The sequence below is a fragment of the Klenkia terrae genome, from assembly GCF_037083865.1.
GTDB classification, from domain to species: domain Bacteria; phylum Actinomycetota; class Actinomycetes; order Mycobacteriales; family Geodermatophilaceae; genus Klenkia; species Klenkia terrae.
The window spans coordinates 58,569-83,343 of sequence record NZ_JBAPLV010000016.1; the positions used below are offsets into that span (position 1 = coordinate 58,569).

A 24,775-nucleotide genomic window follows, 5' to 3' on the forward strand; every position below is an offset into this window, starting at 1 on the left:
GCGCTCGGTGCGGGTCCGGCGGTCATGTTAGCGCTAACAACAGTGGTTCGGAACACACCCGGCCCCTCCGGGTCAGCGCCGGGGTCCCGCCGTCGACCGGCGGACCAGCAGCAGGGGCTGCACCTGGTCGGGCTCGCAGTCCTCCCCGGCCAGGCGGGCCAGCACCAGCTGCACCCCGCGCCGGCCCAGCTCCGCGAAGTCCTGCCGCACGGTGGTCAGCGGCGGGCTGAAGTACGGCGCCTCGGGGACGTCGTCGAAGCCCACGACGCTGACGTCGCCGGGCACGGTGAGGCCCTGCTCGTGCAGCGCGACCATGAGGCCCAGCGCCATCTGGTCGTTGCCGGCGAACAGCGCCGTGATCGGCTCGCCGGCCCGGATGCGCGCGGCCACCGCCGTCCCGACCTCGTAGCCCGACGACGGCCACCAGTCGCCGTGCCACAGCTCCCCCGGCGGGGCGCCGGCCTCGGCGAGGGCGTCCCGCCAGCCCTCCACGCGCCGGCGGGACTCCATGGAGTGCTCCGGGCCGGACAGGTGGTGCACCGTGGTGTGCCCGAGGGCGAGCAGGTGCCGCACGACCAGCCGGGCCCCGGCCTCCTGGACCACGGTGACGGTCGGGCCGAGCTCCTCACCGCCCATCTGGACGGCGACCAGCGGCACGGGCGGGTCGAGGGCACCCAGCGCGGCCACGGCCTCCAGGTCGGCGGTGTGCACGACGACGGCGTCCACGGACTGGCCGACGAACCGGTCCACCGCCTCGGCGATGGTTCCCACCCCGGCGCCCTCGACGATGGCGACCGACAGCGAGTAGCCGGCCACCCGGGCAGCCTGCTCCAGGCCGATCATGGTCTGCGCCGGGCCGTACTGGTTCACGTTCATGGTGACCAGGCCGATGGTGCGCGAGGAGCCGGTGACCAGCGCCCGCGCGGCGGCGTTGGGCCGGTAGCCGAGCTCCTCGATCGCCCGCTGCACCCGGGCCCGGGTCAGCGGGGCGACGTTCGGGTGCCCGTTGACCACCCGGGACACCGTCTGGTGCGACACCCCCGCGCGGGCGGCGACGTCGCTCATCACCAGCGGGCGGGCCGGGGCGGAGCCGTGCGTCTCGGTGGACACCTGCCGCTCCTCCCCGGCCCGGTCGATCAGCGGCTGGAGCCGGCGCGGCGCTTGTTGTAGACGTCGAAGGCGACGGCCAGCAGCAGCACCAGGCCCTTGACCATCGACTGGATCGACTGGTCGATGCCCATGAGCTGCATGCCGTTGCTCATGACGCCGACGAGCAGACCACCGACCATGGCGCCGACGACCGTGCCCACACCACCGGTGACGGCGGCGCCGCCGATGAAGGCCGCGGCGATGGCGTCCAGCTCGAAGCTGTTGCCGGCGCCGGGCTGGGCACCGTTGGACCGGGACGAGAACACGACACCGGCCACGGCGGCCAGGAAGCCCATGTTCACGAAGATCCAGAAGTTGACCGCCTTGACCTTGACGCCCGAGAGCGTGGCCGCGGCCAGGTTGCCGCCGATGGCGTAGACCTGGCGGCCGAAGACGGTCCGCTTGGTGACCACGCCGTAGACCATGATCAGCACGGCCAGGATGACCAGCACGTAGGGCAGGCCGCGGGCGGTGGCCAGCTGGTAGGCGAAGGCCATGACGACGGCCGCGACGACCACGATCTGGGCGACGAACAGCGGGAACGACGGGACCGGCTGGTTGTAGCGGACCCGGGCGACCCGGGTGCGGAACTGGCTGTAGGCGTAGGCCACCACGGCGACCACGAAGATGAGGATGGTGAAGGCGTCGAAGCCGTTGCCGCCCAGCAGCCCGTTGCTGAAGCCCGAGGCGATCTTGCCGTACTCCGGGGTGAACGGGGAGAGCGAGACGTTGCTGAGCACCTGCAGCGTGAGGCCGCGGAACAGCAGCATGCCGGCCAGGGTGACGATGAAGGCCGGGATGCCGACGAAGGCGACCCAGAACCCGTGCCAGGCACCGATCAGCAGACCGACGCCGAGGGCGGCGAGCACGCCGACCCACCACGGCTGGTCGTGCCGGATGACCAGCACCGCGGACGTCGCCCCGGTGACCGCGACCACCGAGCCGACCGACAGATCGATGTGCCCGGCGATGATCACGATGACCATCCCGATCGCCAGGATCAGGATGTAGGCGTACTGCAGGACGATGTTGGTGATGTTGCCCGGCGACAGCGACGTCCCGCCGGTGAGGATCGCGAACAGCGCGACCACCACGACGAACGCGATGTAGATGCCACTGGTGCGCAGGTTGCGGGTCAGCAGCGTCCGGATGTCGCTGGTGCCGACGCCGAGGGCCGCCGCGGGCGCGACGTCCTTGGGCGCGGTGGCGTCCTCTGCCTGGGGCTCCGAGGTGGGGCCGACACTGCGCGTCATCCGACGAGCTCCTTCTCCTGGGTCATGAGGGTCATGAGGCGTTCCTGGGTGGCCTCGGCCACCGGCACCTGGCCGGTGATCCGGCCGGCGGACAGCGTGAAGACGCGGTCGCAGATGCCGAGCAGCTCGGGCAGCTCGGAGCTGATGACGACGACGGCCTTGCCGGCGGCGACCAGCTTGTTGATGATCGTGTAGATCTCGTACTTGGCGCCGACGTCGATGCCGCGGGTGGGCTCGTCGAGGATCAGCACGTCGGGGTCGGTGAGCAGCCACTTGCTCAGCACGACCTTCTGCTGGTTGCCGCCCGACAGCTTGCCGACGATGGACTTCACGGTGGGCGCCTTGATGTTCATCGACCGGCGCCCCTCCTCGGCCGCCTTCGTCTCCTCGTTCGCGTCGACGAAGCCCCGGCGGGACAGCTTGTCCAGCGCCGCGGCCGAGTTGTTGCGGGCGATGTCGTCGATGAGGTTGAGGCCGTACTTCTTGCGGTCCTCGGTGGCGTAGGCGATGCCGGCGTGGATGGCCTCGGAGACCGACCGCGCCTTGGTCTCCTTGCCGTGCAGGAAGATCCGGCCCTCGACGAAGGTGCCGTACGAGCGGCCGAAGATGCTCATCGCCAGCTCGGTGCGGCCGGCGCCCATCAGGCCCGCGATGCCGACGACCTCGCCGGCCCGCACGTCGAAGGTCGCGTGGTCGACCACGAGGCGGTCCTGGCTGGGGTGCTTGACCGTCCAGCCCTCGACCCGCAGGACCTCGGCGCCCGGGTGCGACTCGCGCTCGGGGTAGTAGGAGTCCAGGGCCCGACCGACCATCAGCCGGATGATCCGGTCGATGTCGACGGTGGGGTCGGCCATGTCCAGGGTCTCGACGGTCTGGCCGTCGCGGATGATCGTGGTGTGGTCGGCGATCGCGTCGATCTCGTTGAGCTTGTGCGAGATGATGATCGAGGTGATGCCGCGGTCCTTCAGACCGCGGATCAGCCCGAGCAGGTGCGCGGAGTCGGTGTCGTTGAGCGCGGCGGTGGGCTCGTCGAGGATCAGCAGCTTGACGTCCTTGGACAGCGCCTTGGCGATCTCCACCAGCTGCTGCTTGCCCACGCCGAGCTGGCCGACCGGGGTGACCGGGTTCTCGTCCAGGCCCACGGAGCGCAGCAGCTCGGCGGCCTCGGCGTTGGCCAGGTTCCAGTCGATGAGGCCCAGGCGGCCGCGCTTCTCGCTGCCCAGGAAGATGTTCTCGGCGATCGAGAGGTAGGGCACCAGCGCGAGCTCCTGGTGGATGATCACGATGCCGGCGTGCTCGGAGTCGCGGATGCCGCCGAAGGAGACGACCTGGCCGTCGAAGACGATCTCGCCGTCGTAGTCACCGGCCGGGTAGACCCCGGACAGGACCTTCATCAGCGTCGACTTGCCGGCACCGTTCTCGCCGCAGATCGCGTGCACCTCGCCGCGCGCGACGGACAGCGTCACGTCGGACAGCGCCTTCACGCCGGGGAAGGTCTTGGTGATGGAGCGCATCTCGAGGATGTTGTCGGCCATGGGACTCCGTCGTCTCACTCGGTGGGTCTGTGGTTCGTGAGGTCGTGCTGGTGGGACTCGGTGGCGCGGGTCGTGCTGGGTCGTGCGGCGCCCTCCGTGGAGCCGGCCGGGCCCGGCAGCATGCGCTGCCAGGCCCGGCCGGGTTCAGGGGAGGGTCAGTCGGCCTGGCCGGACTGGACCTCGGACTCGGTGTAGTAGCCGGAGTCCACGAGCACGGACTGGATGTCGGCCTTGAAGACCGTCTCCACGGGGAGCAGGTACGAGGGGACGACCTTGTTGCCGTTGTCGTAGGTCTCGGTGTCGTTCGCCTCGGGCTCGTCGCCCTCGAGGAACGCCTTGGCAGCCGTGACGGCCTGCTCGGCCAGGTTGCGGGTGTCCTTGAAGATGGTCGAGCTCTGGACACCCTGGTCGATCAGGGCGACCGAGGCGATCTCGGCGTCCTGCCCGGTCACGACCGGCAGCGCACGGGGGGTGGAGTCCAGGTTCGGGCCGTAGCCGGCGTTCTGCAGGGCGGTGATGATGCCGCGCGAGATGCCGTCGTAGGGCGACAGGACGCCGTTGACGACCGTGCCGTCGTTGTAGGACCCGGTGAGCAGGGTCTCCATGCGCGACTGGGCGGTCTCCTGCTGCCAGCGCAGCGTGGCGGCCTGCTCGATGTCGGTCTGGCCCGAGGGGACGACGAGCGTGCCGTCGTCGATCAGGGGCTGGAGGACGTCCATCGCACCGTTGAAGAAGAAGAACGCGTTGTTGTCGTCCAGCGAGCCGGCGAACAGCTCGATGTTGAACGGACCGGTGGCCGAGCCGGCCGAGCCGTCGGCGTTCTGCAGGCCGAGGCCCACGAGGAGGGCGTTGGCCTGCGCCTGGCCCACCGCGAAGTTGTCGAACGTGACGTAGAAGTCGACGTTGTCGGTGTCGCGGATCAGGCGGTCGTAGGAGATGACCGGGATGTTCGCGTCGGCGGCGGCCTGCAGCTGCGAGCTGAGGGCGGTGCCGTCGATGGCGGCGACGATCAGCAGGTCAGCGCCCTGGGTGATCATCTGGTCGATCTGCTGCGACTGGGTGGGGATGTCGTCGTTGGCGAACTGGAGGTCCACCTGGTAGCCGGCGTCCTCGAGCTGGGACTGGACGTTGTCGCCGTCGGCGATCCAGCGCTCGGAGGTCTGGGTCGGCATCGAGACGCCGATCGTGAGGTCCTCGGGGGCCGCGTCCGCGGTGTCGTTCCCGCCGCCGCTGCCGGCGCCACCGCCACCACAGGCGGTCAAGCCGAATGCCAGCGCGGCACCCAGTGCGGTCAACCTGAGCTTGTTGCTCACTGCAATCTCCTCTACGAGACGTCTGCCGCCGTACACATCTCGGCGCTCAGGCCCGCATCTGTGCGAGCGCTCACATTGTGAACGCTAACAACACACCCGCGTCAAGGGTCTGGGCGCGTCCAGCGGTCACGTTCTCGTAACGAAGGGGTCGCCCGCGTGAAACCTCGATGTGGGCCCGGATGGTTCCGTTCGTGGGGATCGGCCCGCTGACCTGCGGATCGGATGCCCGCATGCCCACCGGAACGGATCGAAGCGGGCCCCCCACCCGGCGCACCCGACCCACCCGTCCGGGTGGGCCCCGGCGGCCCCGCTCAACCCGGGCCGCGGGCCGGCCGACAACAGCCCCAGCACCAGGACGGGCCCTGAGACGACCGGACCCCGCCCCGCCGAGACCGGAGACCCTGTGACCACCCCGCCCGTGACCGACGCCGCCCCGGATGCCCGGGCACGCGGCCGCCTGCAACGTTGGTTCGGCACCCGCGACCCCCGCTCGGCCGCCCGCCTGGCCGTCTGGGTGATGCTGCCCGCCGCCGCCGTCCAGGCCGGGTTCGCGCTGCTCGTCGACCAGGGCCTCGTCGCCGACGTCGGGTCCTGGCTGACCGTCGCGGTGCTGCTGGCCGCCAGCGCCGCGCTCGCCCGCGTCGACCCGCAGCAGCTGGACGCCCGCGGCGTCCTCGCGCTCATCCCGCTCGGCGGCGCGGTCATCCTGTCCACGCTGAACTGGGTCACCAGCGACACCTCGGCCGCCGCCCAGGTCTTCGCCGTCCTGCCCACCCTCTGGGCCGCCTCGCAGCTGCGGGCACCCGGGGCCTGGCTGGTCGCCGGGCTGTCCGGCATCTCCAACGCCGTCCTCGTGCTGCACCTGGAGCCGCTGGAGCGGGCGATCCCCGACGCCGCCTTCGTGGCCGCCACCCTCTCGATGGCCACCGCGCTGCTGGTGCACGCCGGGCACCGGCAGGAGCGCCTGGTCGCCGAGCTGCGCGAGCAGGCCACCGTCGACGCACTGACCGGCCTGGTCACCCGGCACGTCCTGGACGCGGCCATGGCCGGCGCGGTCGGCGGCGGCTCCGGGCACGGGACCGCGCTCGTGCTGGTCGACGTCGACCACTTCAAGACCATCAACGACCAGCGCGGCCACCCGGTCGGCGACGACGCGCTGCGGCACCTGGCCGAGGTGCTGCGCCGGGCGGTGCGCGACGGCGACGCCATCGTCAGCCGGCTGGGCGGCGACGAGCTCGCCGTGCTGCTCTCGTCGTGCCCGGTGGACGTCGCCGAGCGCCGCGCGCACGACCTGGTCGCCGCCGTGCGGGCCAACCCGCTGCCGCTGGCCGACGGCGGCTTCCTGCCGATGACGGTCAGCGTGGGCGTGGCGCAGTCGCCCACCCACGCCCGGGACCCCCGGGAGCTCTACAGCACCGCCGACCGCGCGCTCTACGAGGCCAAGCGCGGCGGCCGCGACCGCGCCGTCGCGGCCACGACCACCCCGACGGGCCCGCTCAGCGCAGCGTGATCTGGCGGGACAGCAGCCCGGCGCGCGAGCGCCGCTCGTCGGTCGTCAGCGGGTCGGTCACGGCCAGCGCCGCGGTCAGCCGCTGGTCGAGCTCGGCGGCCGGACCGGTCCAGTCGGTGGCCGGCACGTCGGCCGGGACGTCCCACACCGGGACGACGAGGCCGTGCGCCCGGAAGGCCCCGGCGTACTTCGTGCCCTCCCCCAGGGTCAGCTGCTCGGCCGCCCCCAGCCGGGCCAGCGCGTCCAGCAGCTGCTCCTCGGGCTCGGGCCGCACCCAGCGCAGGTGCGCGCGGTCGACGGCCGGCCGGCACCAGTAGGCGGCGCCCAGGCCCTCGAGCCGGACCGTCGGGATGATCGCCTCGTTGGCCTGCTCGAGGCCGGCCATCGCGGCGGCGTTGGCGCCGGTGCCCTCGAGCCAGAAGCCGAAGTCCGGGTGCACGGTCACCTCGATCTCGGCGGCGGGGTCCAGCAGCTCCTGCAACCGCGGGCCGGCCGAGCCCTCGGCACCGATCGGGCCCGGGTCGACCGGGCTGCCCGCCGGCGCGTCGAGGGCGGCGGCCAGGGCGGTGCCCAGGTCGCGGCTGACGTCGTCGGAGGAGGTCGCGAGCTGCACGCCGACGACCACCTCGCCGCCGGCCCGCACCAGCGCCGGCGCGCCGCCGGGCAGGACGCTGGCCAGGGTCGCCGTCCGGCCGTCGGTGGTGGTCAGCACGGCGGTGGCCGCCGGGACCAGCTCGCGCAGGGCGACCCAGTGCACCTCGCCGGGGAGGCCCTCGAAGGGCCGGGTGACCGCCGGGGCGTAGGCCGAGCCGTGGCAGTGCTTGTACTTGCGGCCCGAGCCGCACGCGCACGGCGCCTTGGGGTTCTGCTCCCCGGCGGGTGCGGCGGGGGCGGCGGGACGGCGCTTGGATGCGGTGCGGGCCATGCCCCGACCCTATGCGGCGACCGGCGGGGTGCAGACTCGTGCGGTGCTCGACCTGACCGACCCCGCCTTCGTCCACGACCCCTACCCCGCCTTCGCCGCGGCCCGCGCGCAGGCGCCGGTGCAGTGGGACGACGGGCTGGGCATGTGGCTGGCCTACGGGCACGCCGAGGCCAACGCGGTGCTGCGCACCCGGGCGCTGGGCCGGATCTGGACCGACCGCGCCCCGGCGGAGCGGTTCGGCCAGTTCAACCTGATCCACCGCAACGCCATCCTGGAGATGGAGCCGCCGGACCACACCCGCCTGCGCCGGCTGATCAGCGCCGCGTTCGCCCGCGGGCACGTGGAGCGGCTGCGGCCCTGGGTCGAGGAGCTGGCCGGGTCGCTGGTCGACGGCATGGTCGAGCGGTCGGTGGCCGGCGAGCCGGTGGACCTGTTCACCGGGATGGCCGAGCAGCTGCCGGTCGAGGTGATCGCCGAGCTGCTGGGTGTGCCGCAGGCCGACCGCCCGCTGCTGCGGCCCTGGTCCAACGCGATCGTGAAGATGTACGAGTACGGCCGGACCAGCGAGACCGAGGACGCCGCCGAGGTCGCCGCCGGCGAGTTCGTGGCCTACCTGCGCGACCTGGCCGAGCAGCGGCGCACCGCGCCCGGGGAGGACCTGCTGACCCACCTGGTCACCGCCCGGGACGCCGACGGCGACCGGCTGACCGAGGACGAGCTGGTCACCACCTGCATCCTGCTGCTCAACGCCGGCCACGAGGCCACCGTCAACGTCACGGGCAACGGCCTGCTCGCCCTGCTGCAGCACCCGGACCAGCTGGCCCGGCTGCGCGCGGACCCCGCGCTGCTGCCGACCGCGATCGAGGAGCTGATGCGCTTCGACTCCCCGCTGCAGCTGTTCGAGCGCACCGCCACCGCCGACGTCGAGCTGGGCGGGGTGACCGTGCAGCAGGGCCAGAAGATCGCCGCCCTGCTGGGGTCGGGCAACCACGACCCGGCGGTGTTCGACGCCCCGGACACCCTGGACGTCGGGCGCACCGACAACCCGCACATCTCCTTCGGCGCCGGGGTGCACTTCTGCATCGGCGCCCCGCTGGCCCGGGTCGAGCTGCAGGCCTCCTTCGGCGCGCTGCTGTCCCGGACGTCGTCGCTGGAGCTGGCCGGGGAGGCCCGTCGCCGTCCCGAGTTCGTCATCCGCGGCCTGGCCGGGCTGCCCCTCGCGCTGACCCCCTAGCTACCCACGGGTAGAAGGTGTCGGTCGTCACTGGTTGGATGCCGCTCATGCGCGGCTTGATGCAGCAGACGCCCCTGACGATCGACTCGATCTTCCGCTACGTGGAGCGACACCACGGCGACAAGACGATCGTCACGAACTCCCCCACCGGTCCGGTGCGGACGACGTACGCCGAGTGGGCGGTGCGCACCCGCAAGCTCGGCGGGGTGCTGGACACCCTCGGGATCAGCGCGGACGGCCGGGTGGGCACCTTCGCCTGGAACTCCGCCCGCCACCTGGAGCTCTACTTCGCCGTCCCCAGCACCGGACGGGTGCTGCACACGCTGAACATCCGGCTGTTCCCCGAGCAGCTGACCTACATCGCCAACCACGCCGAGGACGAGGCGGTCTTCGTCGACCGCACGGTCCTGCCGCTGCTGTGGCCGCTGATCGACACGATGACCACCGTGCGGCACGTCGTGGTGATGGACGACGGCGGCGACAACGAGATCCCCGACGACGAGCGCGTCTCCCTCTACGAGGACCTGATCGCCGCCGCGGAGCCGATCGACTTCCGGGTCGAGGACGAGAACACCGCGGCCAGCATGTGCTACACCTCGGGCACCACCGGCAACCCCAAGGGCGTGCTCTACAGCCACCGCTCGACGGTGCTGCACACCATGGCCGTGGTGCAGCCCAACGTGTTCGGGATGGCCGAGACCGACGTCGTCATGCCGGTCGTTCCGATGTTCCACGCCAACGCGTGGGGCCTGGCCCAGGCCGGCCCCGCCGTCGGTGCGGCCATGGTCTTCCCCGGCCCGATGATGCAGCCCAAGGCGCTGGCCGACCTGATCGTCGACGAGGGCGTCACCTTCACCGCCGGGGTGCCCACCATCTGGCAGGGCGTGCTCCCCGAGCTGGCCGGCCGCGACCACAAGCTGCGCGACATCGGCTGCGGTGGCTCCGCGGTCCCCAAGGCGCTGTCGGAGGCCTACCGGGAGCGGGTCGGCCTGCCGATCCTGCAGGCCTGGGGCATGACCGAGACCCACCCGGTGGCCACCTCGGCCCGGCTGCCCCGCCGCCTGTTCGACGGCTCCGACGAGGACAAGGCGACCTACCGCGCCCGCGCCGGCGTCCCGTTCATGGGCGTCGAGGTGCGGATCGTCGAGGCCGGCACCACCGACGAGCTGCCCTGGGACGACGTCGCCACCGGCGAGCTGCAGGTGCGTGGCTCGACCACCGCGCTGGACTACTACAAGCCCGACGCGGGCGTGGAGCTGGCGACGCCGGACGGCTGGATGAAGACCGGCGACGTCGCCGCGATCGACGCCACCGGCTCGGTGCGCATCGCCGACCGGACCAAGGACCTGATCAAGTCCGGCGGCGAGTGGATCAGCTCGGTGGACCTGGAGAACGCGATCATGAGCCACCCGAAGGTCAAGGAGGCCGCCGTCATCGGCATCCCCGACCCGAAGTGGGACGAGCGGCCGCTGGCCTGCGTCGTGGTCGTCGAGGGCGAGGAGCTCAGCGCCGACGAGGTGATCGCGCACATCACCCCGATGGTGGCCAAGTGGTGGCTGCCCTCGGCCGTGGAGTTCATCGACGAGGTGCCCAAGACCAGCGTCGGCAAGTTCTCCAAGAAGGACCTGCGCACCCGGTTCGCGGACTACCAGCCCAGCTAGACCGGGACGGGGTCGCGGCGCCGCCCCGCGGCGCCGCGACCCCCACCCCTTCCGGGCGATCTCGTCCCGCCCGGCTCCAGCCCCGGTGCCGGGCGGCCGACGTCCGGGGGGTGACATCGCTCGCCCCGCTGCCGCCCCCCGCGCCCGCGATCGACTGGGCCGCCGAGCTCGACCGGCTGGCCACCGACCCGGACACCCTGCGGCTGGTCTTCCAGCCGATCGTCGACGTCGCCCGCGGCGTCGTCGCCGGCTACGAGACGCTGGCCCGCTTCCGGTCCGCTGACGGCTCGCCCAGCCCGGCCACCCCGGACCGCTGGTTCGCCGCGGCCGACGCCGCCGGCATCGGGGCCCGGGTCGAGGCGCTGGTCGTGGCCCGCTGCCTGCAGCTGCGCGCCGACCTGCCCCCGAACTGCTTCCTGACGGTGAACGTCAGCCCGCACCTGCTGACCGATCCCGAGCTCGCCGACCTGCTGCTGGGCGCCGGCGACCTGTCCCCGCTGGTCCTGGAGCTGACCGAGCACCAGGCGGTGGCCGACGTCCGGCCGCTGCTGGCCGTGCAGGACGCCCTGCGCGACCGCGGCGCGCTGGTGGCGCTGGACGACGCCGGGTCGGGGTACTCCGGGCTGCAGCAGCTGACCGCCTTCCGCCCCCAGCTGATCAAGCTCGACCGGGCCCTGGTGGACGGCGCCGACGCCGACCCGGTGAAGCTCGCCCTGGCCACCCTGCTCGGTGAGTTCGGTGCCCGCATCGACGCCTGGCTGCTCGCCGAGGGCGTGGAGACCTGGGGCGAGATGGAGGCGTTCTCGCGGCTGGGCGTCCCGCTGGCCCAGGGCTTCCTGCTGGGCCGACCGGCGCCGCCGTGGTCGTCGCTGGACCCCGCGGTGGCCGACCGGCTGCGCCGGTCGCACGCCCAGGGCCTGCTGCGGGAGAACATCGCGAGCCTGGTCGAGCGGGTGGAGCTGGTGGCCGGCGACGCCGAGCCGTCCGGACCCGGTCCGGCCGTCCGGGTCGACGGGCTCGGCCGCCCGGTCGCCGTCCTGCTGCCGCTGCGGCGCGGGGACGACCGACCGGGGCACCGCGCCGCGCCGGTCTCGCTGCGGGCGGCGGCCTCCACCGGGGTGGCCGAGCTCGCCCGCCGGGTGGTCACCCGGCCCGAGGACACCCGCTTCGACCCCGTCGTGTGCGTCGACGACGTCGGCGCCGTGCTGGGCGTCGTCCTCGTCGAGCACCTGCTGACCCGGCTGGCCGAGCAGGACGACCGCCGGACCGGCTGACCCCCCAGACCCCCTCGTGCAGAGACTCGCGAGGTCGAGCACCACAGAACGAGGAGAGACCTGATGAAGAGCTTCGCCTGCGGGGACGTCGTCCCCGGTTGCGGTCGTGCGTTCACCGCCGACGACGAGGACGGCATCCTGGCCCAGGTGGCCGCGCACGCCGCCGCCGACCACGGGCTCGTCGACGTGCCCCCGGCCCTGGTCGCCCAGGTCCGGGCCCGCATCACCGCGGCCGCCTGACGCGCCCGACGGGGGCGCCGGATCCCCGGCGCCCCCGTCGCCGGCTCAGGCCGGGCCGGCTCAGGCCACCGTCGGCGCGGACCCGGTCTCGCTGACCATGGGCCGACCGGCGTCCTGCCACTCGCCCATGCCGCCGCCGACGTTGACCGCGTCGTAGCCGTTCTGGTTCAGCCACGCGGCCACCCGGGCCGACCGGCCGCCGCCGCGGCAGGTCACGTACAGCGGGTCGCCCTCGGGGAGGTCGTCCAGGCGCGCCGGGACCTGGCCCATCGGGATGTGCGTCGCGCCCTCGATGTGGCCGGCCACCCACTCGTCGTCCTCCCGGACGTCGAGCACGACGGCGTCCTCGGGGACCTCGCGGGCGGGCACGGTCGGGACCTGCTGCGGCATCGTCACGCCGCCCATGGTGTCCCACCCGGGAGGATGGGGTCCATGCACCCCGACCCCGCCCGGACGCCGGCCTGGTCACCGGCCCGCAACGCGATCGGCCTGTGGGCCGTCGAGGGGGTCCTCGGCGCCCTGGTGCTGGCCGCCGTCGTCGTCGGCCTGGAGGTCATGCTGCCCTTGCCGACCTGGCTGGCGGTGCTGCTGCCGGTGCTCGTGCTGGTCGAGGCCGTGGTGACCATCGGGTTCCGGCCCCGGCTGCGGTACCGGGTGCACCGGTGGGAGGTCACCGCCGAGGCGGTGTTCACCCGCACCGGCTGGCTGTCCCGCACCTGGACGCTGGTGCCGATCTCCCGGATCCAGACCGTCGACGTCACCCGCGGGGTGGTGCAGCAGCTGTTCGGGCTGGCCAGCGTGGCGGTGCTGACGGCGTCCTCGCAGGGCACCGTCCGGATCCCGCACCTGGACGCCGACATCGCCGCCCGGGTGGCCGACGACCTGGCCCGCCGCGCCGAGCTCGTCCGCGACGAGGCCACGTGACCCCCGAGTGGCACCTGCCCCCCGAGGTGGTGGCGCGGCGGACGTCGTGGCGGATCGTGCTGGCGCACACGATCACCTTCCGGCAGGCCCGGCAGTGGGTGCCGGCCCTGCTGGCGTTCGGCGCCTTCCGCGGCTTCACCGACGGGCCGTGGGCGGTGGTGGTGATCGTCGCGGTGGTCACCGCGGTCTCGCTGGGCTCGGCGGTCCTGGCGTGGTCGCGGTTCCGGTACGCACCCGGGCCGACGGCGGTCGTGGTGACCCGCGGCCTGCTGTCCCGCTCGGTGCGCACCGTGCCGCTGGACCGGGTCCGCGGGGTGGAGGTCGAGGCGCCGCCGCTGCACCGCCTGCTCGGCCTGGTCCGGGTGCGGATCGACGCCGCGGCCGGCGCCGTGCAGTCCGACGAGGAGGAGCTCGTCGTCGACGGGCTGCCCCGGGCCGAGGCCGACCGGCTGCGCACCCACCTGCTCGCCCGCCGGGGCGCCGAGGTCCCGGCGCCGGACTCCGCCGGCGACCCGGCCGAGGAGGAGTTCGCCCGCTTCGACGACCGCTGGTTGCTGTACGCGCCGCTGGTCGGCAGCTACCTGGCCGTCCCGCTGGCCGCGGTGGGGGCGCTGTTCCGGCTGGCCGACGAGCTGCCTCGGCGCTGGCGCCCGGACCTCGGCCGACCGGACCTGACGGACACCGCCGTGCTGGCCGGGGCGCTCGGGGCCATGGCGGTGCTGCTGGTCGTGGGGTCGATCGTCGGCAGCGCCCTGGTCAACTGGCGGTTCCGGCTGGTCCGGCGCGGTGGCTCCCTCATCGCCGTCCGGGGGCTGCTCAACCGGCGGCACACCGAGCTGGAGATCGACCGCATCCGCGGCGGCACGGTCACCGAGGGCCTCGGCATGCGGTGGGTGCGCGCGGCGCGGGCCACCGCGCTGGTCACCGGGCTGGGCGACGCCGCCCGGCGCGGCCAGCTGCTGCCGCTGGGCCCGCGCACCGAGGCCTGGGCGGTGACCGGCCGGCTGGTCGAGGACCCCGGTCCGCTGCGCCCGCACCCGCCGGCCGCCCGCCGGCGACGCCTGGTGCGCGCGATCCTGCCCGGGGCCGTGGTCGCCGTCGCCGGGGTGGTGCTCACCGCGACGCTGGGGCTCTGGTGGGTGCTGCTGGTCGGCCTCGTGCTGGCCGCGCTCGGCGTGCCGGTCGGCCTGGGCCGGTACGCATCGCTGGGGCACGCGACCGGGCCGCGGACCTTCTCGGTGCGCTCGGGCTGGCTGGTCCGCGAGCAGGCGGTCCTGCAGCGCCGGGCGGTGGTCGGCTGGCAGGTGCAGCAGTCGTTCTCCCAGCGCCGGCAGGGTGTGGCCACGGTGGTGGCGGCCGTGGGCGCCGGTGCCGGCGGCTACCAGGCGCTGGACATCGCGGCCGGGGACGCCGTCCCGTTCGCGGTGGCGGCGTCGGGCCGGTGGGCCGAGGCCCTCAGCGGTCCCGGCTGACCGCTTCCCGCATCGGCATCGCGACCGCGGCCACGAGGATGCCGCCGGAGACGCACCAGAACGGGTTGTCCACCACGTCGAGGCCGAGCAGGACCAGCCCGACGAGCAGCCCCACCGCCGCCCCCGCGAACGCCCAGAGGGTCAGCCGGCTCAGGAACGTCGTCCACTCCATGCCCTCACCGTCTCGGAACCCGGGGCCGGGCGCCACCGGAGGAGACGGTCAGGGCGCGTCGAGCACCTCGGCCAGGTGCTGCAGCGGGTCGTCCACGGCCCCGTCGACCAGGTCGTCCAGCCAGACCCGGAACGCCGCCGTCGCCCGGGCGACGAGCAGGCGAGTGCGCCAGTCGGCCGGGGTGCGGCCGGAGCGGGTGGCCAGCAGCTCGGCCAGCTCGCGCTCGCGGTCGGCCAGGCGCAGGAAGGGGTGCGGCCGGGCGGCGTCGCTGGACCGGACCACCCGCAGCAGCCGGGCGGTGCGGTCGGCGTCGGCCACGACCGCCTCGCCCAGGGCCAGCACCGCCGTGCGCAGCGCGGCAGCGTCGGGCTGGTCGACGGGCACGTCCTGCAGCGCCGCCCGCATCCGCGCCGACATCACCCGGGCGGGCTCGGCCAGCAGGTCGTCCTTGGTCGGGAAGTAGCGGAAGAACGTGCGCGGGGCGATGTCGGCCGCCGCGCAGACCTCGGCCACGGTGACGGCGTCGAAGCCGCGCTCGGCGAAGAGCCCGAACGCGGCGTCCACCACCCGGGCCCGGCTCTCGGCCAGCTTGCGCTCCCGCAGGCCCTCGACCGCCCTCACCCCTCCGGTTGTGGTCCACGTCATGCGGCGGACCGGTGCATCGGGCAACCATCTGGCATACGGTGCCATCTGGCAGTTTGTGCCACTTTATCCGTCCGCATCCCCGTGGAGCATGCCCGTGTCCGCACCCACCGTCCCCGGCGCCACCGAGTCGACCCCGGACACCACCGACGAGGGCTGGACCGCGGCCCAGGTCACCGCGCTCACCGTCGTCGCCGTCCTCGGGGTGATCGTCGCCCTGACCACCTCGCTGCTGGTGCCGATCCTGCCCGAGCTGGCCGCGCAGCTCGGGCAGAGCACGCAGTGGCTGCTGACCTCGACCCTGCTGGTCGGCGCGGTCGCCGTCCCGGTCGTGGGCCGGCTCGCCGACCTGTACGGCAAGCGCCGCATGCTGGTGCTGGCCGCCGCCGCGCTCACCGTCGGCTCGCTGATCTGCGCGCTGTCGGACACGTTGCCGTGGCTCATCGTCGGGCGGGCGGTCACCGGGTTGTCCACGGCGGCGATCCCGCTGGGCATCAGCCTGATCGGCACCGTGCTCCCCGCGAAGCGGGCGGGCACCGGCATCGCGCTGGTCAGCGCCACCCTGGGCATCGGCGGGGCGCTCGGGCTGCCGCTGGCCGCCTTCGTCGCCCAGCACACCGACTACCACGTGCTGTTCTGGATCTGCGTCGCCGGCGGGGCGGTCGCGGTGGCCGGGATCCTGGCCGTGCTCCGCGAGGTGCCCACGGTGGCGAGCGGCCGGATGGACCTGCCCGGCGCGGTCCTGCTGGCCGCCGCGCTGGTCTCGCTGCTGCTGCCCCTGGCCCAGGCCTCCCGCTGGGGCTGGGCGGACCCGTGGACGATCGGGCTGCTGGTGCTCGCCGCCGTCCTGCTGGTCACCTTCGTGCTGGTCGAGCGCCGGACGGCGTCCCCGCTGGTGGACATGGTCACCAACGCCCGGCCGGCGCTGCTGCTCACCAACGTGGCCTCGGTGTGCGTCGGCTTCGCCCTGTTCGCCAGCCTGATCGGGACGGCGTCCTACGTCCAGGCGCCGGCCGCCTCCGGCTACGGCTTCGGCTCGTCGGTGCTGGCCAGCGGGCTGTGCCTGCTGCCCTCGGGCGTGGCCATGATCCTGCTGTCGCCGGTCTCGGCGAAGCTCTCGGCCCGCTTCGGCCCCAAGGTCACCCTCGCCCTGGGGGCAGCGGTCATCGCCGTTGGCTTCCTCGGCCGGATCCTGTTCACCGGGTCGTTCACCGAGGTGGTCGTGTTCACCACCGTCGCCGGGGCCGGCACCGGCATCGCCTACGCCGCGATGCCCAGCCTGGTGCTGCGGGCCGCGCCGGCGTCCGAGCTGGCCGCGGCCAACGGCCTCAACACGCTGGCCCGCTCGGTCGGCAGCTCGCTGGCCAGCGCGGTCGGCGGCACGCTGCTGGCCGCCTCGACGATCACGCTGGGGACGGCGGTGCTGCCGTCGCTGACCGCCTACCGGGTGCTGTTCGCCGTCTGCGCCGGGGCCGCCCTGCTCGGTGCGGTGATCGCGCTGCTCATCCCCGGGGTGCGCGCCACCGCCGAACCCGCGCCGTCCGCCGCCTGACCCCGGCTGGGAGGCTGACCCGGTGGACGTCGCCGCACTGCTCGCACCCCTGCCCGACCTCACCGACGCCGGCCCGCACGAGCTGGCCGGCGGGACGGCGGACGGACTGCGGTTCGCCGAGCTGGAGCTGACCGGCGACGCCACCGGGGCGGCGCTGCTGGAGTGCCTGCTGGAGGACTGCGCGCTCGACGGGCTGGCGCTCACCCGCGCCCGGCTGGCCACGGTCGGCCTGCTGCGCTGCCGGTCCACCGAGCTGCTCGCCGGGGACGGCACCTGGCTGGACACCGTGGTCGAGGGCGGCCGGTTCGGCGCCTTCACCGCGCACGGGGCGCACTGGACCCGGGTCACGCTGACCGGCGTCCGGGCCGACTACGTCAACCTGCGCGGCGCCACCCTGGTCGAGGTCGAGCTGGTCGACTGCGTGCTCGGCGAGCTCGACCTGGGCGGGGCGGACCTGCGGCGGGTGACCGTCCGCGGCGGCGAGCTGGGCACGCTGCACACGTCGGGCACGCGCTGCCGCGACGTCGACCTCACCGACGCCGGCCTGCCCGACCTGGACGGCGTCACCGGCCTGCAGGGCGCCACGATCAGCGCCGCCCAGCTGGCCGGCTGGTCCCCGGGGATGGCCGCCCACCTGGGCATCCGCGTCGCCCGCTGACGCCCGGCTCTCTCGCGGCGTGGATCAGCTGGGTTCACCGGCGTGCGTCCTGGCTCACCGACGCCGGTGAGCCAGGACGGCCTCCGATCAGCTGAGCTGATCCACGCCGGTCAGGGCGCGGCCGGTCAGGGCAGAAGGGTGGCGGCGAGGGCGCGGGCGGCGTCGGGGTGGTCGCGGGCCAGCAGGCCGACGGCGGCCAGCACGTAGGCGCTGTCGACGGCGACCTCGGTGCCGCCCAGCACGCCGCCGGCCCCGCCGCGGTCGGCAGCCAGGCGGGCGACGACGGCGTCCCGGTCGGCGGGCGCGGCGTGCCGGAAGACCCCGCCGGACAGCACGACCAGGCCCACCCCCTGGGCCGAGGACCCGCCCGGGCCGTAGGCCGCCTCGGCGCGCAGGTGCCGGCGCAGCGCGACGGTGGCCGCCGCCTCGCCGAGGGCCAGCGCGTCGTCGGCCAGCGGGGGCAGCCCTTCGGCGTGCGCCGCGGCGCGCAGGTCGGCGACGGCGTGGTGCACGCCGAGGTCGCCCTCGACGGTGCGCCGGTGCGCGGGCACGCCGACGGCCTCCCGGCGCAGCGCGGCCTGCTCGGCGTCCAGGTCGGGCACGCAGTAGACGTCGGTGGTCGCCCCGCCGACGTCCAGCACCACCACGCCGGGCACCTCCGCGGCGGCCCGCAGACCGGCCAGCACCACGACGCCGTCCAGCACGGCGTCCGGGGTGACCGCGCGGACCCATTGCCGCAGCCGGGGGTCGGTGGAGAGCTTGTCCCCGCCGATGACGTGCTCGAGGAAGACCGCCCGGATGCCGGCGCGCGCGGACTCCGGGGCCAGCTCGCCGATGTCGGGCAGCACGTTGGCGCAGACGGTGACCGGCAGGCCGCCGTCCCGCAGCAGCACGGCCACCTCGTCCTGGACCTGCACGTTGCCGGCCAGCACGACGGGGACGGACCGGTCCCACCCGGCCAGCGCGCGGGCGTTGTGCCGCAGGACGGCGGTGTCCCCGCCGTCGGTGCCGCCGACCAGCAACAGGACGTCGGGCCGGGCGTCGGCGAGGGCGGCGAGCCCGGTCGCGTCGAGCCGGCCGGCCGCGATGTGCACGACCCGGGCGCCGGCGGACAGCGCGGCCCGGTGGCCGGCCTCGGCGCTGATCAGCTCCTCGTAGCCGACCACGGCCAACCGCAGCCCGCCGCCGGCCGAGGAGCAGGCGAGCACCGGGACGTCGGGGAAGCCGGCGGTCGCGTTCAGCACCCCGCGGACGACGTCGTCCAGCGTGGTCGGCGCCTGCGCGGTACCCAGCAGCTCGCCGGTGCCGACGCCGACCAGCGCCGCCTTGGTGAAGGTGGACCCGATGTCGACGCAGACGACGGTGCTCACGGCGCGACGCCGAGGCAGGCGTAGGCCGCCCGGGTGAGCAGGTCGACCACGTCGTCCCGGGGCAGGCCGCCGTCGTACGTGGCGACCGACTGGACGGCGCCGATGGCGGCGTGCACGCAGGCGCGGGCGACGCCGTCGGTCAGCTCTGGGCGCAGCTCGAGCAGCACGTGCACCCACTCCTCGACGTAGTGCCGCTGCGAACGGCGCAGCCGACGCCGGTCGGTGTCGGGCAGGCTGTGCACCTCGCGCTGGTAGAGCTGCAGCAGCGCCCGGTCGTCGACGGCGAAGAGCACCTGGCCGCGGACCAGGTCGGCCAGCACCTCGCGCTCGTCCCGGCCCGAGCCGGCGGCGTCCGACGCGGTCCGCAGCAGCCGGTCCATGACCTCGTCCAGCAGCGCGACGAGCACGGCGGACTTGCTGTCGAAGTGCCGGTAGACCCCGGACCCCACGATGCCCGCGGCGCCGCCGATGTCGGCCATCGAGACGCCGTGGAAGCCGCGCTCGGCCAGCAGCGAGGTGGCCGCCCGCAGGATCCGCACCCGCCGGTCCGGGTCGCGGGTGCGCACCCCCTCGCTGCTGCTCATCGCGGGCCCCCGGTCACCGCAGCAGTCTGACCGGCACCTCGAGCGTCCGGGACCGCAGGTACTCCCCCAGGCCCTTGGCCTGCGGGTCCGGTCGGGTCGCCGAGGCCACGCCCTCGCCGAGCAGCCCGACGACGACCAGGTTGAGCGCGCGCAGGTGCGGCAGCTCGAACCGGCGGACGGCGAGCCCCTCGGCCTCGGGCAGCAGCTCCCGGAACCGCTCGACGGTCATCGTCGCGGCCAGCCAGGCCCAGGTCTCGTCGTCGCGGGCCCAGAGGCCGACGTTGGCGTTGCCGCCCTTGTCCCCGGACCGCGCCCCGACCAGCCGGCCCAGCGGCACCCGCTCGGTGGGGCCGTCGGCGGACCAGCCGGGCACGGGGACCTCCGCCGGCGCCGACGGCGGCCCCGCGGGCGGGTGCTCGACGACGCGGGACCCGCCGTCGGGGAGCACGACGACGTGCTCGACGAGGTCACGGGGCACCAGCGCCGGCCAGTAGACGCCGTAGGCGCTCTCCGAGGTCGGCGGCGTGGTGGTGTGGAAGCCGGCGTAGCCGCCCAGGGCCAGTTGCATGGTGGCGTCGGAGAACCGCCGGCCGACCTTCTGCCGGTCGCCGTCCTTGACCGTGATCCGCAGGTGGGCGGTGGCCTGCACGTTGGTCGGCGCATCGGGGGTGTCGAAGCGGAGCAGGGAGACGTCGGTGTCGGCGAAGGAGTCCCGGCCGCCGAGGATGCCGAACAGCTCGGCCTCGGCCCAGGCCGCCTTCTCCGCCAGGTCCAGACCGGTCAGCACCAGGGTCATGGTGTTGCGGTAGCCCCCCAGGTGGTTCAGCGCGACCTTCAGCTGGTCCGAGGGCGCCGACCCGCGGGTGCCCGAGATCAGCACCCGGTCCGGCCCCTGCTGGGTCAGCTCGCAGGTGCCGAAGTCGGCGACGACGTCGGGGTTGGCGTAGACCGGGGAGTCGATCTCGTAGAGCAGCTGGGCGGTGACCGTGCCGACCGAGACCAGCCCACCGGTGTCGGCGTGCTTGGTGATCACGCTGGACCCGTCGGCGGCGACCTCGGCGATCGGGAACCCCGGGTACCGGCGGTCCACGACCTCCTCGAGGAATGCGTAGTTGCCCCCGCACGCCTGCGGACCGCACTCGACGACGTGGCCTGCGGCCACCGCACCCGCCAGGGCGTCCCAGTCGGTGCGCGACCAGCCGTGCCACCACGCCGCCGGCCCGACGACGACCGATGCGTCGGTCACCCGGCCGGTGACCACGACGTCCGCCCCGGCGGTGAGCGCCTCGGCGATGCCCCAGCCGCCGAGGTAGGCGTTCGCCGAGACCGGGTCGACCCCGGCCTCGGCCAGCCGCTGCCCGGTGTCCAGGTGCGCCAGGTCCACGCCGTCGGCCAGCAGTTGCGGCAGCCGCGGCAGCAGGTCGTCGCCGTGCACGTACGCGACCCTCGGGTGCAGCCCGAGCCGCTCGGCGAGCGCGCCGATCTGGGTGGTCAGGCCGGCCGGGTTCAGCCCGCCGGCGTTGCTGACCACCTTGATGCCGCGGTCCAGGCAGGTGCCCAGCACCTCCTCGAGCTGGCCGAGGAAGGTACGGGCGAAGCCGGCGTCGGGGTCCTTCTGCCGGGCCTTGTAGAGGATGAGCATGGTCAGCTCGGCCAGGTAGTCCCCGGTGAGGACGTCGATCGGCCCGCCCTCGACCATCTCCCGGGCGGCGGCGAGCCGGTCGCCGTAGAAGCCGGAGCAGTTGGCGATCCGGACGGGTCGGCGGGGCGCGGTCATGCGGGTGCCCTCCCGGGGCCGGGCGGGCCGGCGAAGGCCTGCGCGAGGTCCAGCCAGTGGTCGGCGACCGGGCCGGTGGCGGTCAGGTCGAGGTCGGCGCGGTGCCGGCGCTGGGTGACGAGGAGGCAGAAGTCCAGCGCCGGTCCGGTGACCCGGTCGGCGGCGTCGTCCGGGCCCCAGGTCCAGACGGTGCCGTCGGGGGCGGTGAGCTCGACCCGGACCGGTACGGACGACGGCTCCTCGCCGTGCACCCGGGAGCTCCAGCCGCGGGTGGCGACGCCGAGGTGCGCGACGTTCCGCAGCCGTGACGTGGGCTCGCGGCGGGCACCGACGGCGTCGACGACGTCCTGGCCGTGCGCCCAGGTCTCCATCAGCCGGGCGGTCACCGAGGAGGCCGCGCTCATCGGCGGGCCGTACCAGGGCAGCGTCGTCCCGGGCTCCAGGGCGGCGAAGACCCGCAGGTACTCCGCCCGCGCCGAGCGCAGCCAGCCCAGCAGGTCCGCGGGCGACCGGCCGCGGTTGGCCCGGGCCACCACCTCGGTGAAGTCGTCGCCGTGCGCCATCAGCGCCGCGGCCTCGGCGCGGAACCGGTCGGGGTCGACGGCGGCCGCGGTGGCGGTCTCGTCGAAGTGGGCCAGGTGCACCACCTGGTCGGCGACCGACCAGCCGGCGGCCGGGGTGGCGGTGGACCAGGCGTCGTCCGGCAGGGCGGCCAGCACCCGGTCCAGGTCGGCGGACTCGGCGGCCAGGTCCGCGGTCAACGCGGCCATGTCGGCGGCCATCAGCGGCCGGTCCAGACCGGGGTGCGCTTGTCCCGGAACGCGGCCGGGCCCTCCTGGGCGTCCGCGGAGAGGTAGACCGGGCCCCACAGGGCCTCCGCCGCGGCGTAGGCCTCGGCGAACCGGTCGGCCGCCATCAGCCGCACGGTCTGCTTGGCCGCGGCGACCGACAGCGGCGCGTTGGCCGCGATCCGCTCCCCCAGCGCCTGTGCGGCGTCGTGCAGCTCCGCGGCGGGGTGGACCTCGTTGACCAGGCCGACCTCCCTGGCCCGCTGGGCGGAGATCGGGTCACCGGTGACCAGCAGCTGCATGGCGACCCGCGGCGGCACCAGCCAGGACAGCGGCGCGGCCCACGGCGCCCCACGGCCGACCTTGGCCTCGCTGACGGCGAACCGGGCGTGCTCGGCGGCCAGCACCAGGTCGCACTGCTGGGCCAGCAGGAACCCCCCGCCGTAGGCGATCCCGTTCACCGCGGCGACCACCGGCTTGGTGAGCTCGATGGTCCGGCCGGGCTGGGGCACGAAGTCCGGCGGCGGCACGGTCAGCGCCGTGTCGGCCATCTCCCGCAGGTCGCCGCCGGCGCAGAACGCCTTGTCCCCGGTGCCGGTGAGCACCAGGACCGCGGCGTCCTCGTCGGCGGCGAACCGCTCGAAGCCCTCGGTCAGCAGGCGGCGGACCTCGGCGGACAGCGCGTTGCGGGCCTCGGGCCGGTCGATGGTCAGCCAGGCGACCCGGCGCACCACCTCGTAGGTGACCACCCCGCTCATGCCTCCACCGCCGTCACGACGGCCAGCACGGCTCCGGTGTCCACGGTGTCGCCGACGACGGCCTGCAGCTCGCCGACCACGCCGTCGGTGGGTGCGGCCACCACGTGCTCCATCTTCATCGCCTCCAGCACCAGCACGGTCTGCCCCGCGGTCACGGACTCGCCCTCGGCCACCGCGACCCGGACGACGGTGCCGGGCATGGGTGCCAGCAGCGACCCCTCCCCGGCCTGGCTGCCCGGCTCAGGGAAGCGCGGCCGCTCGGTGAACGACGTCGAGCCGCCCGGCCCGTCCACGAAGACGTCGTCCCCGACCCGGTGCACGGCCAGCGACCGGCGGACCCCGTCCACGGTGAGCACGACCCGCTCCGGTGTCGCGTCCACCGCCTCGACGGCGAGCCGGGTGTCCCCGACCGCCACCCGCCAGCCGTCCCGGGTGCGCCGGTAGCGGACCTCCAGCTCGTCGTCCCCGTGCGCGAGGACCGCGACCTGGTCGCCGCTGGGCACGTTCCGCCAGCCGGTGGGCACCGGGCGCTGCACCCGGGCGGCGTCCCGGCGGGCCGCCTGGTCGGCCAGCACCGCGGCCGCGGCGTGCCGGGCGAGGACGTCGGCGTCCACGGCAGGGGACGTCAGCTCGGGGTGCCGGCCCAGGTAGCCGGTGTCGATCTCGCCGGCCCGGAACTCGGGCTCGCGCAGCACGGCGACCAGCAGGTCCCGGTTGGTGGTGAGGCCGTGCACCCGGGTCTCGGCCAGCGCGCGGGCCAGCCGGCGGCAGGCCTCGTCCCGGGTGGCGCCGTGCGCGATCACCTTGGCCAGCATCGAGTCGTAGTGCACGCCGACCACCGAGCCGTCGGCAACGCCGCTGTCGACCCGGACCCCGGGCAGGGCGGGGACGGCGAACCGGTGCACGGTGCCGGTGACCGGCAGGTACCCGGCCGGGACGTCCTCGGCGTTGAGCCGGGCCTCGATCGCGTGCCCGGTGACCCGGGCGTCGAGCACCTCCGGGGGCAGCGGTAGCCCCTCGGCGACCTGCAGCTGGACCCGGACCAGGTCCAGGCCGGTCACCAGCTCCGTCACCGGGTGCTCGACCTGCAGCCGGGTGTTGACCTCGAGGAAGAAGAAGTCGCCGTCGGGGGCGAGCACGAACTCGACCGTGCCCGCGCCGACGTACCCGATGGCCTGGGCGGCGGCGATCGCGGCCGCGCCCAGCTGGGCGCGCAGCGCGTCGTCCACCGCCGGGGACGGCGCCTCCTCCAGCACCTTCTGGTAGCGGCGCTGGATCGAGCACTCGCGCTCGAACAGGTGCACCACCGTGCCGTGGGTGTCCCCGACGACCTGGACCTCGACGTGCCGGGGCCGCTCGACGTAGCGCTCCAGGAACACCGTCCCGTCGCCGAACGCCGAGACCGCCTCCCGGCGGGCGCTGTCGACGGCGTCCAGGAGCTCGTCCGGGCCGGCGACGATCCGCATGCCCCGGCCACCCCCGCCGAACGCGGCCTTGACCAGCACCGGGTAGCCGATGCCGGCGGCCTGCGCGGGCAGGTCGGTGACGTCCTCGCCCACGACGACGCCGGGCAGCACCGGCACCCCCGCGGCGGCCATCAGCTCCTTGGCCGCGGTCTTGGAGCCCATCGCGTCGATCGCCTCGGGGGTCGGGCCGACGAAGACCAGACCGGCGGCCGCGCAGTCCCGGGCGAACCCGGCGTTCTCGGACAGGAACCCGTAGCCGGGGTGCACCGCCTGGGCGCCGGTGGCCAGCGCCGCGGCGATGACCAGGTCCCCGCGCAGGTAGGTGTCGGCCGGGCTCGCCCCCGGCAGCCGGACGGCCTCGTCGGCGGCGTGCACGAACGGGGCGTCGGCGTCGGGGTCGGAGAAGACCGCGACGGTGGCGACGTCCATCTCGCGGGCGGTGCGCATGACCCGCAGCGCGATCTCCCCGCGGTTGGCCACGAGCAGCTTGGTGATCGGCGGACGGTTCGGCATCGCGC

23 protein-coding genes are annotated in these 24,775 nt (G+C 74.6%); 9 read left to right on the plus strand and 14 right to left on the minus strand.

The annotated features are described in order from the left end of the window. Positions 1-72 precede the first annotated feature (72 nt). The 4 genes from UXQ13_RS15045 to chvE form a co-directional block, all read right to left on the minus strand. Positions 73-1,110: a LacI family DNA-binding transcriptional regulator gene (locus tag UXQ13_RS15045; RefSeq protein ID WP_336392504.1), complete on the minus strand. Its 1,038-nt coding sequence runs from the start codon at positions 1,108-1,110 to the stop codon at positions 73-75. A 26-nt stretch (positions 1,111-1,136) separates the two neighbouring features. Further along, positions 1,137-2,402, minus strand: a complete 1,266-nt coding sequence (gene mmsB, locus UXQ13_RS15050; protein WP_225234007.1) for a multiple monosaccharide ABC transporter permease — start codon at positions 2,400-2,402, stop codon at positions 1,137-1,139. After that, on the minus strand, positions 2,399-3,937 hold the full coding sequence (mmsA, locus tag UXQ13_RS15055) for a multiple monosaccharide ABC transporter ATP-binding protein (protein WP_225234006.1): 1,539 nt from the start codon (positions 3,935-3,937) through the stop codon (positions 2,399-2,401). Before mmsA ends, mmsB begins: the two co-directional genes overlap by 4 nt. A gap of 155 nt (positions 3,938-4,092) precedes the next feature. Further along, the gene (chvE, locus tag UXQ13_RS15060; RefSeq protein ID WP_225234005.1) at positions 4,093-5,250 is read right to left on the minus strand and encodes a multiple monosaccharide ABC transporter substrate-binding protein; all 1,158 of its coding nucleotides are present in this window, start codon (positions 5,248-5,250) and stop codon (positions 4,093-4,095) included. 403 nt (positions 5,251-5,653) lie between these two features. Between chvE and UXQ13_RS15065 the strand changes: the two genes are divergently transcribed. Further along, positions 5,654-6,760, plus strand: a complete 1,107-nt coding sequence (locus tag UXQ13_RS15065) for a GGDEF domain-containing protein (protein WP_225234004.1) — start codon at positions 5,654-5,656, stop codon at positions 6,758-6,760. Here UXQ13_RS15065 and UXQ13_RS15070 read toward each other — a convergent pair. Continuing rightward, positions 6,747-7,685, minus strand: a complete 939-nt coding sequence (locus tag UXQ13_RS15070; RefSeq protein ID WP_336392505.1) for a DUF5926 family protein — start codon at positions 7,683-7,685, stop codon at positions 6,747-6,749. The two genes, UXQ13_RS15065 and UXQ13_RS15070, sit on opposite strands and share 14 nt — an antisense overlap. On the opposite strand from UXQ13_RS15070, the gene UXQ13_RS15075 reads away from it, so the two are divergent. The 4 genes from UXQ13_RS15075 to UXQ13_RS15090 all read left to right on the plus strand — a co-directional run bounded on the left by UXQ13_RS15075 (position 7,684) and on the right by UXQ13_RS15090 (position 12,094). Then, positions 7,684-8,919 (plus strand): cytochrome P450, encoded by a 1,236-nt coding sequence (locus UXQ13_RS15075; RefSeq protein ID WP_225234002.1) that lies wholly within the window; start codon positions 7,684-7,686, stop codon positions 8,917-8,919. The two genes, UXQ13_RS15070 and UXQ13_RS15075, sit on opposite strands and share 2 nt — an antisense overlap. 59 nt (positions 8,920-8,978) lie before the next feature. Beyond that, positions 8,979-10,580, plus strand: a complete 1,602-nt coding sequence (locus UXQ13_RS15080) for a long-chain fatty acid--CoA ligase (protein ID WP_225234001.1) — start codon at positions 8,979-8,981, stop codon at positions 10,578-10,580. Between the two features lie 110 nt (positions 10,581-10,690). Then, on the plus strand, positions 10,691-11,854 hold the full coding sequence (locus UXQ13_RS15085) for an EAL domain-containing protein (RefSeq protein ID WP_225234000.1): 1,164 nt from the start codon (positions 10,691-10,693) through the stop codon (positions 11,852-11,854). Between the two features lie 63 nt (positions 11,855-11,917). Continuing rightward, a complete protein-coding gene (locus tag UXQ13_RS15090; protein WP_225233999.1) occupies positions 11,918-12,094 on the plus strand; it encodes a DUF1059 domain-containing protein in 177 nt (58 codons plus the stop codon). A gap of 60 nt (positions 12,095-12,154) precedes the next feature. On the opposite strand, the gene UXQ13_RS15095 is transcribed toward UXQ13_RS15090, so the two are convergent. Then, the gene (locus UXQ13_RS15095; RefSeq protein ID WP_225236054.1) at positions 12,155-12,484 is read right to left on the minus strand and encodes a rhodanese-like domain-containing protein; all 330 of its coding nucleotides are present in this window, start codon (positions 12,482-12,484) and stop codon (positions 12,155-12,157) included. A 42-nt stretch (positions 12,485-12,526) separates the two neighbouring features. Between UXQ13_RS15095 and UXQ13_RS15100 the strand changes: the two genes are divergently transcribed. Then, complete coding sequence (locus UXQ13_RS15100; RefSeq protein WP_225233998.1) at positions 12,527-13,018, plus strand: PH domain-containing protein; 492 nt, start codon at positions 12,527-12,529, stop codon at positions 13,016-13,018. Continuing rightward, positions 13,015-14,490: a PH domain-containing protein gene (locus tag UXQ13_RS15105; protein ID WP_225233997.1), complete on the plus strand. Its 1,476-nt coding sequence runs from the start codon at positions 13,015-13,017 to the stop codon at positions 14,488-14,490. Before UXQ13_RS15100 ends, UXQ13_RS15105 begins: the two co-directional genes overlap by 4 nt. Here the strand turns inward: UXQ13_RS15105 and UXQ13_RS15110 are convergent. After that, positions 14,474-14,662, minus strand: coding sequence for a hypothetical protein (locus UXQ13_RS15110; RefSeq protein WP_225233996.1), 189 nt, complete (start codon positions 14,660-14,662; stop codon positions 14,474-14,476). The genes UXQ13_RS15105 and UXQ13_RS15110 overlap by 17 nt on opposite strands. Before the next feature lie 48 nt (positions 14,663-14,710). Beyond that, complete coding sequence (locus tag UXQ13_RS15115; protein ID WP_225233995.1) at positions 14,711-15,283, minus strand: TetR family transcriptional regulator; 573 nt, start codon at positions 15,281-15,283, stop codon at positions 14,711-14,713. Between the two features lie 118 nt (positions 15,284-15,401). On the opposite strand from UXQ13_RS15115, the gene UXQ13_RS15120 reads away from it, so the two are divergent. Then, positions 15,402-16,856 (plus strand): MFS transporter, encoded by a 1,455-nt coding sequence (locus tag UXQ13_RS15120; protein WP_225233994.1) that lies wholly within the window; start codon positions 15,402-15,404, stop codon positions 16,854-16,856. Between the two features lie 22 nt (positions 16,857-16,878). Further along, complete coding sequence (locus tag UXQ13_RS15125; protein WP_225233993.1) at positions 16,879-17,514, plus strand: pentapeptide repeat-containing protein; 636 nt, start codon at positions 16,879-16,881, stop codon at positions 17,512-17,514. A 125-nt stretch (positions 17,515-17,639) separates the two neighbouring features. Here the strand turns inward: UXQ13_RS15125 and UXQ13_RS15130 are convergent, their stop codons facing one another. From UXQ13_RS15130 to UXQ13_RS15155, 6 genes are read right to left on the minus strand one after another with little or no spacing between them, the layout of a single operon-like run. After that, positions 17,640-18,884 (minus strand): glutamate mutase L, encoded by a 1,245-nt coding sequence (locus tag UXQ13_RS15130; protein ID WP_336392506.1) that lies wholly within the window; start codon positions 18,882-18,884, stop codon positions 17,640-17,642. Then, the gene (locus tag UXQ13_RS15135) at positions 18,881-19,468 is read right to left on the minus strand and encodes a TetR/AcrR family transcriptional regulator (RefSeq protein ID WP_225233991.1); all 588 of its coding nucleotides are present in this window, start codon (positions 19,466-19,468) and stop codon (positions 18,881-18,883) included. The genes UXQ13_RS15130 and UXQ13_RS15135 overlap by 4 nt, the downstream gene beginning before the upstream one ends. A 13-nt stretch (positions 19,469-19,481) precedes the next feature. Beyond that, positions 19,482-21,245 (minus strand): acyclic terpene utilization AtuA family protein, encoded by a 1,764-nt coding sequence (locus UXQ13_RS15140; RefSeq protein ID WP_225233990.1) that lies wholly within the window; start codon positions 21,243-21,245, stop codon positions 19,482-19,484. After that, on the minus strand, positions 21,242-22,027 hold the full coding sequence (locus tag UXQ13_RS15145) for a TIGR03084 family metal-binding protein (RefSeq protein ID WP_225233989.1): 786 nt from the start codon (positions 22,025-22,027) through the stop codon (positions 21,242-21,244). The genes UXQ13_RS15140 and UXQ13_RS15145 overlap by 4 nt, the downstream gene beginning before the upstream one ends. Further along, the gene (locus tag UXQ13_RS15150) at positions 22,027-22,791 is read right to left on the minus strand and encodes an enoyl-CoA hydratase/isomerase family protein (protein WP_225233988.1); all 765 of its coding nucleotides are present in this window, start codon (positions 22,789-22,791) and stop codon (positions 22,027-22,029) included. The genes UXQ13_RS15145 and UXQ13_RS15150 overlap by 1 nt, the downstream gene beginning before the upstream one ends. After that, on the minus strand, positions 22,788-24,770 hold the full coding sequence (locus tag UXQ13_RS15155) for an ATP-binding protein (RefSeq protein ID WP_225233987.1): 1,983 nt from the start codon (positions 24,768-24,770) through the stop codon (positions 22,788-22,790). The genes UXQ13_RS15150 and UXQ13_RS15155 overlap by 4 nt, the downstream gene beginning before the upstream one ends. Between the last annotated feature and the right edge of the window lie 5 nt (positions 24,771-24,775).